The organism is Sphingomonas xinjiangensis (assembly GCF_014199255.1).
GTDB lineage: Bacteria > Pseudomonadota > Alphaproteobacteria > Sphingomonadales > Sphingomonadaceae > Sphingomonas > Sphingomonas xinjiangensis.
Genome location: NZ_JACIJF010000002.1, coordinates 299,727 through 312,701, shown reverse-complemented (window position 1 = coordinate 312,701; position 12,975 = coordinate 299,727). Strand labels below are relative to the sequence as shown.

General features: G+C 66.2%; 17 protein-coding genes. 5 read left to right on the top strand and 12 right to left on the bottom strand.

All coding sequences use genetic code 11. From position 1 onward, the window contains the following. Window positions 1–32: 32 nt before the first annotated feature. From hisH to hisB, 3 genes are read right to left on the bottom strand one after another with little or no spacing between them, the layout of a single operon-like run. Window positions 33–635: an imidazole glycerol phosphate synthase subunit HisH gene (hisH, locus tag FHT02_RS04960; protein WP_184085023.1), complete on the bottom strand. Its 603-nt coding sequence runs from the start codon at window positions 633–635 to the stop codon at window positions 33–35. Beyond that, window positions 632–916, bottom strand: coding sequence for a YciI family protein (locus tag FHT02_RS04955; protein WP_184085019.1), 285 nt, complete (start codon window positions 914–916; stop codon window positions 632–634). Before FHT02_RS04955 ends, hisH begins: the two co-directional genes overlap by 4 nt. Continuing rightward, the gene (gene hisB / locus FHT02_RS04950) at window positions 916–1,503 is read right to left on the bottom strand and encodes an imidazoleglycerol-phosphate dehydratase HisB (protein WP_184085016.1); all 588 of its coding nucleotides are present in this window, start codon (window positions 1,501–1,503) and stop codon (window positions 916–918) included. The genes FHT02_RS04955 and hisB overlap by 1 nt, the downstream gene beginning before the upstream one ends. Window positions 1,504–1,575: 72 nt before the next feature. Between hisB and FHT02_RS04945 the strand changes: the two genes are divergently transcribed. Continuing rightward, window positions 1,576–2,067, top strand: coding sequence for an SspB family protein (locus FHT02_RS04945; RefSeq protein WP_184085013.1), 492 nt, complete (start codon window positions 1,576–1,578; stop codon window positions 2,065–2,067). 57 nt (window positions 2,068–2,124) lie between these two features. On the opposite strand, the gene FHT02_RS04940 is transcribed toward FHT02_RS04945, so the two are convergent. Next, window positions 2,125–2,790: a PilZ domain-containing protein gene (locus FHT02_RS04940; RefSeq protein ID WP_184085010.1), complete on the bottom strand. Its 666-nt coding sequence runs from the start codon at window positions 2,788–2,790 to the stop codon at window positions 2,125–2,127. 194 nt (window positions 2,791–2,984) lie between these two features. On the opposite strand from FHT02_RS04940, the gene fumC reads away from it, so the two are divergent. From fumC to gmk, 4 genes are all read left to right on the top strand, one after another. Further along, window positions 2,985–4,373 (top strand): class II fumarate hydratase, encoded by a 1,389-nt coding sequence (gene fumC, locus FHT02_RS04935; protein ID WP_246352191.1) that lies wholly within the window; start codon window positions 2,985–2,987, stop codon window positions 4,371–4,373. A 91-nt stretch (window positions 4,374–4,464) separates the two neighbouring features. After that, on the top strand, window positions 4,465–4,656 hold the full coding sequence (locus tag FHT02_RS04930; protein WP_184085007.1) for a hypothetical protein: 192 nt from the start codon (window positions 4,465–4,467) through the stop codon (window positions 4,654–4,656). Continuing rightward, entirely contained in the window at window positions 4,653–4,847 is a 195-nt protein-coding gene (locus tag FHT02_RS04925; RefSeq protein ID WP_184085005.1) for a hypothetical protein, read from the top strand. Before FHT02_RS04930 ends, FHT02_RS04925 begins: the two co-directional genes overlap by 4 nt. Before the next feature lie 36 nt (window positions 4,848–4,883). Then, on the top strand, window positions 4,884–5,534 hold the full coding sequence (gene gmk, locus FHT02_RS04920; protein WP_184085002.1) for a guanylate kinase: 651 nt from the start codon (window positions 4,884–4,886) through the stop codon (window positions 5,532–5,534). Window positions 5,535–5,570: 36 nt separating this feature from the next. On the opposite strand, the gene FHT02_RS04915 is transcribed toward gmk, so the two are convergent. The 8 genes from FHT02_RS04915 to FHT02_RS04880 all read right to left on the bottom strand — a co-directional run bounded on the left by FHT02_RS04915 (window position 5,571) and on the right by FHT02_RS04880 (window position 12,961). Then, window positions 5,571–6,248, bottom strand: coding sequence for an ATP12 family protein (locus FHT02_RS04915; protein ID WP_184085443.1), 678 nt, complete (start codon window positions 6,246–6,248; stop codon window positions 5,571–5,573). Further along, a complete protein-coding gene (locus tag FHT02_RS04910; protein ID WP_184084999.1) occupies window positions 6,245–6,463 on the bottom strand; it encodes a hypothetical protein in 219 nt (72 codons plus the stop codon). Before FHT02_RS04910 ends, FHT02_RS04915 begins: the two co-directional genes overlap by 4 nt. Then, a complete protein-coding gene (locus FHT02_RS04905) occupies window positions 6,460–7,122 on the bottom strand; it encodes an HAD-IA family hydrolase (protein WP_184084996.1) in 663 nt (220 codons plus the stop codon). The genes FHT02_RS04910 and FHT02_RS04905 overlap by 4 nt, the downstream gene beginning before the upstream one ends. 142 nt (window positions 7,123–7,264) lie before the next feature. Beyond that, entirely contained in the window at window positions 7,265–8,629 is a 1,365-nt protein-coding gene (locus FHT02_RS04900; protein ID WP_184084993.1) for an RluA family pseudouridine synthase, read from the bottom strand. After that, complete coding sequence (gene crcB / locus FHT02_RS04895) at window positions 8,626–9,003, bottom strand: fluoride efflux transporter CrcB (protein WP_184084989.1); 378 nt, start codon at window positions 9,001–9,003, stop codon at window positions 8,626–8,628. The genes FHT02_RS04900 and crcB overlap by 4 nt, the downstream gene beginning before the upstream one ends. Window positions 9,004–9,344: 341 nt before the next feature. Then, window positions 9,345–10,073: a hypothetical protein gene (locus FHT02_RS04890; RefSeq protein WP_184084986.1), complete on the bottom strand. Its 729-nt coding sequence runs from the start codon at window positions 10,071–10,073 to the stop codon at window positions 9,345–9,347. 69 nt (window positions 10,074–10,142) lie between these two features. Continuing rightward, the gene (locus FHT02_RS04885; protein ID WP_246352190.1) at window positions 10,143–10,913 is read right to left on the bottom strand and encodes an EAL domain-containing protein; all 771 of its coding nucleotides are present in this window, start codon (window positions 10,911–10,913) and stop codon (window positions 10,143–10,145) included. A 182-nt stretch (window positions 10,914–11,095) separates the two neighbouring features. Next, window positions 11,096–12,961, bottom strand: coding sequence for an ABC-F family ATP-binding cassette domain-containing protein (locus FHT02_RS04880; protein ID WP_184084983.1), 1,866 nt, complete (start codon window positions 12,959–12,961; stop codon window positions 11,096–11,098). Window positions 12,962–12,975: the final 14 nt, after the last annotated feature.

Here is a 12,975-nt window from a genome sequence, read left to right as displayed (position 1 = left end):
AATCCTCCTCGTGCCGGGGAGGAATGTCCTCATCACGGCTTCCATGCCAAAAACCTTTGCAGCAGCGCGATGCCGTAGCGCTGGCTCTTTTCGGGGTGAAACTGCACGCCAGCCAGATTGTCACGGCCGATCGCGGCGGTGACCTGATCGCCATGCTGCGTGGTCGCGAGCACATCCTCGCCTTCGAACGCGAAGCTGTGCAGGAAGTAAGCTTCGCCCGGCTCGATCAGCGGATGGTCGGAACAGGGCACGACATCGTTCCAGCCCATGTGCGGCACGCGTACCTCGGGAGAGGGAGGCAACTGCCGCACAACGCCTGGAATCCAGCCCAAGCCGCCATGCACGCCCAGTTCCTCTCCGCGCGTCGCCATCAACTGCATGCCGACGCAGACGCCCAGGAACGGCGCGCCTTCGTTTAGCACCCGCTGCTCCATGGCCGCGACCATGCCGTCGATCTCACGCAGCCGATTGGCGCAGGCGCCGAACGCGCCCACGCCGGGCAATACGATGCGGTCGGCAGTGGCGACCACATCGGGATCGGCGGTGATGACCAAGTCCTGCGCGCACGCCGCCTTCAGCGCATTGTGCACCGAATGGAGGTTGCCAGCGCCATAGTCGATCAGCGCAAGCGTCACTGCGCCAGCGCTTCCAGTCCGGGCGCCAGGATGCTCGGCGTCACTTCAACGAACGCATAGTCCGCTGCGCCTTCGAGTGCGAACGGGTCCTGCGCCGCCCATGCCTTCACCTCGTCCATGCTGCCGCGCGCCAGGAACATGCCCCCGGTCACGGGCTGCTGACGCCCGGCGAGCAACAGCCGGCCGTCGGCCACGCCCTGCTTCAGCCAATCGACATGTGCCGGGCGCAGCCGGTCGATCTCGGCGATGTCCACCTTGTAGCTAAGCAACACGACGATCATCACAGCACTCCCTTGGTCGACGGAATGGCATCGGCCTTACGCGGGTCAATCTCGACCGCTTCGCGCAGCGCCCGGGCCAACCCCTTGAACGCAGCCTCGGCGATATGGTGGTTGTTGGTGCCGTACAGCGTCTCGACGTGCAGCGTCACACCCGCCGTTTGGGCGAAGCTGTGGAACCAGTGCTCGAACATCTCGGTGTCCATCTCGCCCAGCTTCTTCTGGCTGAACGCGGTCTTCCACACCAGATACGGGCGCCCCGAAATGTCGATCGCGACGCGCGCCAGCGTCTCGTCCATTGGCGACAGCGCATCGGCGTAGCGGCGGATGCCACGCTTGTCGCCCAGCGCCTTGGCCACCGCTTCGCCGATCGCAAGGCCGGTGTCCTCGACGGTATGATGCTGGTCGATATGCAGGTCGCCTACGGTCTTCACGTCCAGGTCGATCAGCGAATGGCGGCTCAGCTGCTCGAGCATGTGATCGAAGAAGCCGACTCCGGTGGCGATCGTGTACGCTCCCGTGCCGTCCAGGTTCACGGTGACGTCGACCGAGGTTTCGCTCGTCTTGCGGCTGATCGTGGCGGTACGCATGTCCGCCTCACATAGCGACACGGGCAGCGCATGCAATCTTGACCGGAAGGCTCCAGCCGCTACCCAGAGGGGATGAACGCCAACGTGCCCGACAGCCTGATTCCCTATGACGAGATCGTGCAGGAAGCCCTGCGCGCCGTCGTCGGCCGCGTCCTGAATTCAGTGGCGGCGACCCAGGCGCTGCCCGGCACGCACCATTTCTATATCACGTTCAAGACGCATGCGCCCGCCGTCGACATCCCGCAGCGGCTGATTGAGCGCTTCCCGGACGAAATGACCATCGTCCTTCAGCACCGCTTCTGGGACTTGAAGGTCGATGACGAGAAGTTTTCGGTGGGCCTGAGCTTCAGCGGGGTTCCCTCGATGCTGGTGGTCCCGTTCTCGTCGATCACCGGGTTCCATGATCCGGCGGTGAATTTCGAGCTTCGCTTCCACGTGACAGAGCTGGCCGAAGAGCCGGGTCAGCATGACGAGGCGGAAAATGACGGCGACACCGCTGTTGTCGTGAAGCCGGCCGAGGACGGCTCGAACGTCGTGTCCGTGGATTTCAAGCGCAAGAAGTAACCCGCCGGAGCTTCGGAGACTCGGCGAGATCGAAAGCTCCTGGCAAGCGAAGGCGGATCAGCCCTGGGTCGGCCGGAGTAGCCGGCTGCGAAGATCTTCCATCTTTACTTGGCTCGCGGCGGAGACCCGGTCGGGCGCCTTCAGTACGGCGCCGATCTGCTCCAGCACCTGGCTGGCCCGATCCAGGTTCTGAAGCGCGCGGGCGTGGCGCTGAAGCAGGATCGGATCCTCGACCAGATTCTCGCCCAGACTGTCGAGCAGCCGCTGCACATACAGGATTTCTTCCGCGACTCGGGCGTCGAGTACGTCCCTGTCGGGGCCTGCGGGCGTCGCGGCCTCCGGCTCGGCGGGCAGGGCCGCGCCGCTCCGCACCGCGTGCTGGATCGCGTCGACGCGCTGCTGCCCCTTATATCCGTTGAAGCTGGGCGTCAGCAGGCCGGCAACCCACTCGTCGACGGAGATGCTGGTGGCTTCGAACTGGATGCCGCACCGGCCCCCAGCCTGCCAAACCACGGTGGCCGGCATTTCGATCACCGCCCGTCGCAACACCAGCTTGGTGCCGATATTGGGCAATGCCACGCCGTCCAGCATCGCGCCGCTCTGCGACAGATTGCGGATGCGCACCGTCGCCTGCAGCGTGCCGGCCTGGATCGTCGCAGCCAGCATGAGGTTCTTGCGCGGGGCACGCGCAACCTGGCCCGGGGCGGCAGGCGTTGTCGGCATAGCGGTACTCACCGTCTTGGTACTCCATCCCCCGGAATCTATTTTCCTACCGCTCGCCATACCGGCGTTCTGACAACGCTTGGTAAATGCCGGGACAATTTCCGCACCGTGTCACGCGCGGGTGCGTGCTGGCGTCGACGGGGCAGGGGGGCTAGAGCCGCTGCATCTACTTGTCCGAGGTTATGGAGGACCGCTTGACCACCCGCACCGAAACCGACTCGATCGGCGCCATCGAAGTTCCCGCCGACGCCTATTGGGGCGCGCAGACCCAGCGTTCGATCGAGAATTTCCCGTTCGGTTCGACCGAGCGGATGCCGCTGGGCATCGTCCACGCGCAGGCGATCGTGAAGCAGGCCGCGGCCCGGGTGAACGTCAAGCACGGCCTTGACCCTGAGATCGCCAAGGTCATCGATCAGGCGGCACAGGAGATCGTCGACGGCAAGCTCGACGACCAGTTCCCGCTGGTGATCTGGCAGACTGGCAGCGGCACGCAGACCAACATGAACGTGAACGAGGTCATCGCCGGCCGCGCGAACGAGATCCTGACCGGCAGCAAGGGCGGCAAGTCGCCGATCCATCCGAACGACCATGTCAACATGGCGCAGTCGTCCAACGATTCGTTCCCGACCGCATTGCACATCGCCGCGGCGCGCGCAGTGACGCTCCAACTGTATCCCGCGCTCGACCGGCTGCACGCCTCGCTCCAGGCCAAGGTTGAGGCGTGGGACCACATCGTCAAGATCGGCCGCACCCATCTTCAGGATGCGACGCCGCTGACGCTCGGCCAGGAATTCTCGGGCTACGCAGCGATGCTGGCTTCGGCGCGTGATCGCTTTGCGAGCGTGCTCGATCTCGACATCTTCAAGTTGGCACTAGGCGGCACCGCGGTCGGCACCGGGCTCAACGCGCCGGAAGGCTATGCCGAGGATGTCGCGGCGGAGATCGCCACCATCACCGGGCTGCCGTTCGTCACTGCGCCCAACAAGTTCGAGGCGCTGGCGACCAAGGACCAGCTCGTGAACCTGTCCGGCGTCTGCAATACGCTCGCCGTGTCGCTCAACAAGATCGCCAACGACATTCGCCTGCTCGGTTCCGGCCCGCGCTCGGGCCTTGGCGAACTCGACCTGCCGGCCAACGAGCCGGGCAGCTCGATCATGCCGGGCAAGGTCAACCCGACCCAGAGCGAGTCGCTGACCATGGTCGCGGCCCAGGTGATCGGCAACCACATGGCCGTCACCGTGGGCGGCATGCAGGGGCATTTCGAGCTTAACGTGTTCAAGCCGCTGATTGGCTCCAACGTGCTGCGCTCGATCCACTTGATGTCGGTCGGCATGGTCAGCTTCGCCGAGCGCGCAGTCGACGGTGCCAAGGCCAACGAGAAGCAGATTGCCGACCTGGTCGGCCGCTCGCTGATGCTCGTCACTGCGCTGGCGCCCGCGATCGGCTATGACAATGCCGCCAAGATCGCAAAGAACGCGCATGAGAAAGGGCTGACGCTTAAGGAGTCCGGCCTTGCCCTCGGCTTGGTCGACGAAGCCACCTTCGACCAATACGTCCGCCCCGAAACCATGGTCGGCCGGTAATTTCTTCAATCCTCCCCGAGTACAAGCTCGGGGAGGATCTTCGTGGAACCCATCCCCATCTCCTTCGCTATTCCAGCAAAAGGAGACGCACATGATCGGTGACGCAATCGCGGCCTTTGTTGGCCACAAGATCGACGCCAGCGACGGCGAAGGCGGCGCGGTCGGCGCCGTCGCCGGCGTGGCGGCGTGGAAGGCGGCGAAGACCGTCATCCCCGCCGTCCTGTTCTTCGGCGCGATCGCCTGGGGCATTCAGTATCTCGCCAATCACGGAGACGACGCATGATCCGCAACATTCTGGGTGCTATGATCGGCAGCCGTATCGACCGGCGTGACGGCCGCGGCGGCGTCAAGGGCGCCGTGCTCGGCTATGCGGCACAGCGCGCGCTCACCCGCATGGGCGCGCCAGGGCTGGTGCTTGCCGGCGGCTATGGCGTGTACCGCATGCTCAAGGACCGGCGGAACCGCCGCGCATGACTTGACGGGGGGCGAGTCTCCACGCCACTAGCCCCCATGCCGCACCGCACCGAAAACGATCCGCACAAATTCCGTCGCCGCGGAGTCCTGTTCGTCCTGTCCTCGCCTTCGGGCGCGGGCAAGTCGACGATCGCGCGGAAGCTATTGGCTGCGGATCCGTTCCTCGAAATGTCGGTGTCGTACACCACGCGTCCGATGCGCCCGGGTGAGCAGGACGGGGTCGACTATAACTTCGTCGACCTCGACCGCTTCCGCGAAATGGTGACGAACAACGAGTTCCTGGAATGGGCACACGTGTTCGATCACCGCTACGGCACCCCGCGTGAGACCGTGAACGCGATCCTCGCCTCGGGCCGTGACGTGCTGTTCGACATCGACTGGCAGGGCGCGCAGCAGCTGTTCCAGCTCGCCGGTGGCGATGTCGTCCGCGTCTTCATCCTGCCGCCCAGCCTCAAGGTGCTGCATGAACGGCTGATCAACCGCGGCACGGACTCTGTGGAAGTGATCGACGGCCGCATGTCGCGCGCCAACAACGAAGTCAGCCACTGGGACGGCTATGACTATGTGCTGGTCAATGACGAAGTCGAGCAATGCTATGAAAGCGTCCACACCATCCTGAAGGCCGAACGCCTCCGCCGCTCGCGCCAGACCGGCCTGATCGGCTTCATCCGCGGCTTGAACAAATAACCTCGTAAATCCTGCCCCCCCGGGGGAGGATCTAACTCACAGCGATTCCAAGAACCGCACACCTGCGTCAAAGTCCCTCCGCCGCGCTTCGGCAGCTTCGACCGCCAGCGCGTCCTCGCCCCATTGCTCCGCTTGCCAGTCTTCGTCGATGCGCGCCGCCTGCCACACCGTCTCGGCATCCGCCGCACCTTCCAGCAGCGCCAGCGCGGCGACCAGCGACCCACTGATCGTCACCACCGGCGACAGTCCCGCCAATCGGAACGGATCGAGCGCCAGCACCGCTTCACGCAGCCGCGCCACCGTCGCGTCCGGCTGGGCGCGGTGCATCACGCCGATCGCCGTCTCGAAGTGCACATCATAGCGCCCGCGCGCCCAATCGAGCAGCGGATCCCAGGCCGCGGCCTGGCGCTCGACCAGCGGCGCGGGCTCCGCGGCGCGGTAACAGAGCAGGTCGCTCTCGCCATAAGCGGAAAGGCCTTCGGCAAAGGTGTCGCGCGCCGTGGAAATCCGGTCGATCGCTGCATTGGCCAGCCCGGTCAGCGGCATCGCGCGTGGGTCGATCGTCTCTCGCACCTCGCGCCACTCCGCCGCCACGGCTTGCGCCAGCTGCGGCGTCGGCAGCGTCAGCGGAGCGCGGCCGGGAGTCCGCACCGGCTTGCCGTCCAGCGCGACCTCACCGGCTTCAACGGTCACATCCTTCCAGAATCGCCTCACGGTGTCGGGGTCTTCCATTTGCGCGCCATGGCCCGGGGCACCACGGCCATGATGTAGAGTGAGGCGAGGATCAGTGCGCCGCCAAGCAGCGTGTGTTCCGTCGCGGTCGAACGTCCGGTGATCAGCAGCCCCAGCACCGCGCCGGCGGCACCGGCCAGGTTGACTCCGGCCATCAGGTAATAGCGTTTCTGCGCCAGCCGGTCTGCGTCGGTCATAGGGCCTCCAGATGCGCGGGCAGATCGCGGGCATGCTCCAGCACATGCCGCGCCCCGGCGTCGGCCAAATCTTGCCGGCTGTGGTATCCCCATGCAACACCTATGGCATGGGCGCCGGCGGCATTGGCCATCGCCATGTCGAAGCTGGTGTCGCCGATCATCGCCGTCGTCTCGGGCGATGCTCCCGCCTCCGCGATCGCGGCTTTGATCATCGAGGGGTGCGGCTTGGACGGGTGGCGGTCGGCGGTCTGCAAGGTGACGAAGCGATGCCGCAATCCATGCTGCTCCAGCACTCGGATCAGCCCACGATCCGACTTGCCCGTTGCCACGCCCAGCACCCAGCCATTCGCGTCCAGCGCCTCGATCGCTTCCAGCACGCCGTCATAGAGCGGCTCGTCCTCGATATGCCCCGCGGTGCGTAGTTCCAGATAGACCTGCTTGTACCCCTCGGCCATCGCCTCGTGCAGATCGCGCCCCGCTTCGGGGTGCAGCCGTGCGATCGCCTCGACCAAACTCAGCCCGACGATCCGCCGGATCGCCTCGCGGCTGGGCGGCGCCAACTTCTGCCCTTCGAAACAATGCTCCATCGCCAGGCAGATGCTTGCCTGGCTGTCGACCAGCGTGCCGTCGCAATCGAACAGGGCAAGGCGGCTTGTCATCGCCAAAATCCTCCGGAGGGGGAGGGGGACCGCCGAAGGCCGTCCAGGGGTAGGTGCCGCAGGCTATGTCGCGCGTGGAAAGTACCCCTCGACCAGTTTCGCTGGTCCCCCTCCCCCTCCGGGGGAGGATCCAAGTACGTCATCACCGGCCGCCCCGGTCACCGCCACGCGGACCACTACCGCCGCTACGCCCGGCGCCGCTACGCGGTCCGGCCCCGCCGCTACGTGGTCCGCCGCTGCCTGAGCGCGGCCCGCTTCCGCCAGCGCGCGGTCCACCAGTCCCATCGCCGCTTGATCCGCTCCCGCCTGGGCGCGCGCTGCGTCCGGCAGGTGCGCCGCTCTTGGACGCGCCGCCGCCGCTCCGGGAACCGCTAGCGCCGGCCTTCGGCGCACCGGCACGGCCGCTGCGACCCGCTTCGCTCTCGCCCCGCCCACGCCGCTCGCCGCGCCGTTCCTTGCGCACCGACTTGGCATGCGCGCGCGCCTGCGACTTCAGTTCGTCGCGGCTGAGCGGCGGGCGATCCTCGAACGCCGTCGTCTCGCCCAGCGCCAGGTCGAATCCCATCGTCTTCATCGATTCGGCAAAGTGGCTCGGTAGCTCGGCGGTCACGTCGATCTTCTCGCCATCGGGATGATCGATCCGCAGCCGTCGCGAATGCAGGTGCATTTTCCTGGACACGCCCCCGGTCAGGAACGCTTCGGGGCCGCCATATTTGCCGTCGCCGACAATCGGATGCCCGATCGCCGCCATGTGCACGCGCAGCTGGTGCGTGCGCCCGGTAAAGGGCTGAAGCTCGACCCAGGCGCCGGTGTTTCCCGCGCGCTCGATCATGCGATAGCGGGTGCGCGCCGGTTGGCCTTCCTTTTCGTCCACCTGCATTTTCTCGCCGCCCGTGCCCGGCTGCTTGCCGATCGGCAGGTCGATGAAGCCGTCGGCGATGTCGGGCACGCCGACCACCAGCGCCCAGTAGATCTTCTTGGCGGTGCGCCCGGAGAACGACTTTGAGAAGAACGCCGCCGCCTTGGCCGACCGCGCGACCAGCAGCGCGCCGGACGTGTCCTTGTCCAGCCGGTGCACCAGCTTGGGGCGCCCCTCGGCTTCATATTGCAGCGCGTCGAGCAGCCCGTCGACATGCTCGAACGTCTTGGTGCCGCCCTGTGTGGCAAGGCCCGGCGGCTTGTTGAGCACGATCGCGGCGGAGTCCTTGTGGATCACCATGCTTTCGGCGAGTTCGGTCTGCTCGGCGCTCAGCGGCGGACGGTCACGCTTGGGCCGCGGCGTGCTGGCGGGCTTCGGCGCCTCGGGCGGGGGCAGGCGCAGCACCTGGCCGGCGGCAAGCCGGTCGGCCGGGGTGGCCCGCGCGCCGTCGACGCGCAGCTGCCCGGTACGCGCCCAGCGCGAGACGGTGTTGAAGCTCACATCCTCCATGTGGCGCTTGAACCAGCGGTCGAGGCGGATGCCATCGTCATCCGGGCTTACCGTAAACTGGCGTACGTCATTGCTCATGCCACGGCCCTTATCATGCCCATACCCGCGGCCAACGCCGCCACCGATCCGATCACCGAGACCAGAACATATCCAAGCGCCATCACCCAGTCGCCGCGCTCGATCATCGTCACGACGTCGAGCGAGAACGCCGAAAACGTCGTAAACCCACCCAGCACGCCGACGCCCAGCAGCAGGCGCCATGGCTCGCCGACCTCTCCGAACCGCGCCAGGCTGCCGGCCAGCAGCCCCATGGCGAACCCGCCGATCAGGTTTACGGCCAGCGTGCCGAACGGATAGCTCGGCCCCCACCAGCCCAGCGCCGCCCGCCCGGCCAGGTGCCGGGCACCGGCGCCGACGGCGCCGCCCAGCATCACGAGGAAAAGATTTGGCATGGCGCAAGCCGGTAGCCTGAAATCAACGCTTTGCCTATTCCTGCGTGATCCCGAGCGCGTGGCAACCAGCGCGAGGCAGAAGAAGCGGTGTTCCAGCCCAAGGCGCAAAGGCGCTAAGAAGGCAGGGCTCGCGCAGAGGCGCGGAGGCGCAGAGGGAGGCAACCTGCCGCGCGCCAGCGGCCCTCAACAACCAGCGTTTCCACATTCGATAGCCGCTAACGCGGCACATGCAGGCGTCACGCGCCAAATCTCTCCGCGTCTCTGCGCGAACCTCTTACTTAAAACTTTCGCGTCTTCGCGCCTTCGCGTGAACCCTCATGTTCCCGCGCGAAGGCCGAAACTCAGCTGCCGTTGTTGGCGATCATGTCGATATCGGTCCCGCCATCGCTGCGGCTGGTCATGAACAGCACATACGCGCCGTCATCGCGCACGCGCGTGCCGCCCAGTATATGCTGCTTGCCATCCACCTGATGCTCGGCGGTGTACCCGCCGCGCTTTGCCTTGGTGTAATACCAGTCGAGCAGCAGCTCCATTGGCTGGGCGGTGGAAAAGGTCACGACGCGCAGCGAGCATGTGCCGCCCTGGTTGCCCGCCGCCTCGATCATCCGCGCCTGTGGGAACAGCGGCAGGTCGGCGGGCAGGCGCGTCGCCCAGCGTGCGGAATAGTTCAGCGTCGAGGCGCATTGCCGGGTTCGCGCATTCTTCTGGCGCGATGCCAGCCCGTCCAGCGTGATGCTGTCGCGCGCGGCGGCGCATTGCGGACAGTCCTTGCCGGCCGCCACCGCCGGTGGAGCCTTCATCAGGCCGCTTGTGTCGATTTTGTCGCGGTTGGCGGCGATCGCGTCGCTCGGCACCATCGCTGAATAGGGCTGGGGCGGCGGGCGCAGCGCGTCCTTGTTCGCCATCTGCGTCAGCTGCGGGTCGACCATGATCTGCTCGTGCAGCGCACTGGTCACCGCCGGATCGGCGATGTTGCCAAGCTCGCTGTCGTTGACCGGCACGGGCTCGTCCTTCTTCCCGCAAGCGGCGAGCATCAGGGGCAGGGCAAGCAGAAGGGCAGGGCGAACCATCGCGAACGTTCCTTTAGGGTGACCGCGGTGCTGCCACAGCCACGGTTAAGGAAGCGTTGGGTGTATTGTTCAGGCGGCCTGCCGCGCCGTTCCGGTGGGCATGCGGATTTCGGGCAGTGCCCGAAGCGCAGGCCGCGCGAACAGATAGCCTTGCTGATAGCGTACGCCCAGATTGGTCAGCGTCGCATATTCAGCCTCTGTCTCGATCCCTTCGGCGATCACGGTGATGTTCAGCCCCTGCATCATCCGCATGACGCCCTCGACGATCATCCGCCGCGGCAGGCTGGTGTCGATCCCGCGCACCAGCTCCATGTCCAGCTTGATCAGGTCGGTCTGCAACCGCGCCAGCAGCCCCAGCCCGGCATGCCCAGCGCCGAAATCGTCCAGCGCGGTGGCGAAGCCCAGCCGCTGATACGCTTCAATAATCGACGCAACATGGTCGGTGTCGACCATCTCCTCACCCTCGGTGAACTCGAAAATCAGCCGGTCACTCGGCAGTCCGGTCTTGCGCGCGGTCTTCAGCGTCAGCTGGATGCACGCCATCGGGGAATACACCGCGTTGGGCAGGAAGTTGATCGACAGCCGGGCGCCGGTGTCGAGGATACCCGCGTCGACCGCCTGCTCAATCGCCGCGACGCGGCATTGCTGGTCGAACGCATAGCGGCTCGCCTCGGTAACGCGGCCCAGCACGTCGCCGGCGCTTTCCCCGTTCGCGCCACGCACCAGCGCCTCATAGGCAAAGGCGTGTCCGGTGTTCACGTCGACGATCGGCTGGAACGCCATGGCGAGGCCGAAATCCTCAGCGCCTTCGCGGCATCCCCGGCAACCCAGCTGTGTCATGCAGATCCCTTCCGGACCCTGCTCTATCCACGAGCCGATAATAAACCGTTGATCGGCCGAACGATTCCTCGCCTAATTTCCTTGATCATCCCGCCCTCGAGCCCGGATCCCGCTTCTTCTGCCGGTCCAAAGCAGCGGGACCCCGGCGCAAGGCCGGGATGACAAGAAGCGAGGATAGACCCTTACGCCGCGATCCCCTCCAGCGCCTCGCTCGCCGCCATCCACGCCAGCTCCGCGGCATCGATCTTGTCGCTCAGCTCAGCACGGCGCTTCATCAATTCGGTCATGCTCAGCTTGGCGAGCGGTCCTTCGGCCGTGCTGGGATCGAACATCGCCCGCTCCACCGCGCTGCGCTGCTCGGTCAGCTTCGCCAGCTCCGCCTCGGCCGCCTTCGCTGCCTTGCGCAGCTCGGCTTCCTTCTCGCGCGCCTCGGTCGCCAGCCGCCGCGCTTCCTTCTTGTCGGCCTTGGACAGCTTGGGACCGGCGCCGTCCTTGCTCAGCACGAAGCTGATATAATCGTCCAGCGACCCGTCGAATTCCTTGGCCGTCCCGCTGTCGACCAGCACCAGCCGGTCGGCGGTCATCTCCAGCATGTGCCGGTCGTGGCTGACCAGAACGACGGTGCCCGTATATTCGTTCAGCGCCTGGATCAGTGCCTCGCGGGCGTCGACGTCCAGATGGTTGGTCGGCTCGTCGAGGATCAGCATGTGCGGCGCGTCGCGCGTGATCAGCGCCAGCGCCAGCCGTGCACGCTCGCCGCCCGACAGCTTGCCGACTTCGGTCGTCGCCTTCTGCCCCGAAAAGCCAAACCGCCCTAGCTGCCCGCGCACCGCGCCCTGGGTCGCGCCCTTCATCAGGCTGGTCATGTGCTGCAGCGGAGTCTCGCTGCGATCGAGCTCTTCGACCTGATACTGGGTGAAATAGCCCACCCGCATCTTGCCGCTGGCGTTCATCTCGCCCTCCATCGGCGTCAGCTGCGCCGCGAGCAGCCGCGCCAGCGTCGTCTTGCCGTTGCCATTGCGCCCGAGCAGCGCGACGCGGTCGTCGGGATCGATGCGCAGGTTCAGCCGCTTGAGGATCGGCGTCTCGCCATAGCCGACGGTCGCCAGGTCGAGCGTGATCAGCGGGGGGCGCAGCTCGTCGGGATTGGGGAAGTCGAAGCTGAGCGTCGGATCGTCGAGCAGTTCGGCGATCGGCTGCATCTTGGCCAGCGCCTTTTGCCGGCTCTGCGCCTGCTTGGCGGTGGACGCACGCGCCGAGTTCTTCGCGATATAGGCCTGGAGATGCTCGCGCTGCGCCTGCTGCTTGGCCCGCGCCGAGGCGATCTGCGCCTGCCGCTCCGCCCGCTGCCGCTCGAACGAGTCATACCCGCCGGGGTAGAGCGTCAGCTTGCCGCGATCCAAGTGCAGGATGTGGTCGACCACATTGTTCAGGAAGTCACGCTCGTGGCTGACCAGCAGGATCGTCGCGGGATAGGACTTCAGAAAGTCCTCCAGCCACAGCACCGCCTCAAGGTCCAAATGGTTCGACGGCTCGTCGAGCAGCAGCATGTCGGGTTGCGAGAACAGCAACGCGGCAAGCGCCACGCGCATCTTCCACCCGCCCGAAAAGCTGTCGAGCGGCCGGTGCTGCATGTCCTCGTCAAAGCCCAGGCCTACCAGGATCTGCGCCGCACGGCTCGGCGCGGTATAGGCGTCGATCGCCATCAGCCGCTCATACACCTCGCCCAGCCGGTCCGGGTCCTGGCTGGTCTCGCTTTCCTCCAGCAAGGTGGCGCGCTCGATATCGGCGGCCAGCACCGTCTCGAATGGCGTGGCGTCACCATGCGGTGCTTCCTGCGCGATATAGCCCAGCTTGGCGCCGCGCGGCATGTCGACGCCGCCGGTGTCGGGCTCAAGCTGCGACGCGATCACCTTGACCAGCGTCGACTTGCCCGCGCCATTGCGGCCGATCAGCCCGATGCGCCCCTTGGGCGGCAGCTTGGCGGTGGCATTGTCGATGATCGTGCGCCCGCCAAGGCGCACCGTGATGTCGGTCAGGTTGAGCATGCCCGCGCCCGTAG

Excerpts from the sequence above, each read along its gene's own strand:
- FHT02_RS04955 (WP_184085019.1), bottom strand. The coding sequence starts at position 916 with ATGATCGTCGTGTTGCTTAGCTACAAGGTGGACATCGCCGAGATCGAC.
- hisB (WP_184085016.1), bottom strand. The coding sequence starts at position 1,503 with ATGCGTACCGCCACGATCAGCCGCAAGACGAGCGAAACCTCGGTCGAC.
- FHT02_RS04945 (WP_184085013.1), top strand. The coding sequence starts at position 1,576 with ATGAACGCCAACGTGCCCGACAGCCTGATTCCCTATGACGAGATCGTG.
- FHT02_RS04940 (WP_184085010.1), bottom strand. The coding sequence starts at position 2,790 with ATGCCGACAACGCCTGCCGCCCCGGGCCAGGTTGCGCGTGCCCCGCGC.
- FHT02_RS04930 (WP_184085007.1), top strand. The coding sequence starts at position 4,465 with ATGATCGGTGACGCAATCGCGGCCTTTGTTGGCCACAAGATCGACGCC.
- FHT02_RS04925 (WP_184085005.1), top strand. The coding sequence starts at position 4,653 with ATGATCCGCAACATTCTGGGTGCTATGATCGGCAGCCGTATCGACCGG.
- gmk (WP_184085002.1), top strand. The coding sequence starts at position 4,884 with ATGCCGCACCGCACCGAAAACGATCCGCACAAATTCCGTCGCCGCGGA.
- FHT02_RS04910 (WP_184084999.1), bottom strand. The coding sequence starts at position 6,463 with ATGACCGACGCAGACCGGCTGGCGCAGAAACGCTATTACCTGATGGCC.
- FHT02_RS04905 (WP_184084996.1), bottom strand. The coding sequence starts at position 7,122 with ATGACAAGCCGCCTTGCCCTGTTCGATTGCGACGGCACGCTGGTCGAC.
- FHT02_RS04900 (WP_184084993.1), bottom strand. The coding sequence starts at position 8,629 with ATGAGCAATGACGTACGCCAGTTTACGGTAAGCCCGGATGACGATGGC.
- crcB (WP_184084989.1), bottom strand. The coding sequence starts at position 9,003 with ATGCCAAATCTTTTCCTCGTGATGCTGGGCGGCGCCGTCGGCGCCGGT.
- FHT02_RS04890 (WP_184084986.1), bottom strand. The coding sequence starts at position 10,073 with ATGGTTCGCCCTGCCCTTCTGCTTGCCCTGCCCCTGATGCTCGCCGCT.
- FHT02_RS04885 (WP_246352190.1), bottom strand. The coding sequence starts at position 10,913 with ATGACACAGCTGGGTTGCCGGGGATGCCGCGAAGGCGCTGAGGATTTC.
- FHT02_RS04880 (WP_184084983.1), bottom strand. The coding sequence starts at position 12,961 with ATGCTCAACCTGACCGACATCACGGTGCGCCTTGGCGGGCGCACGATC.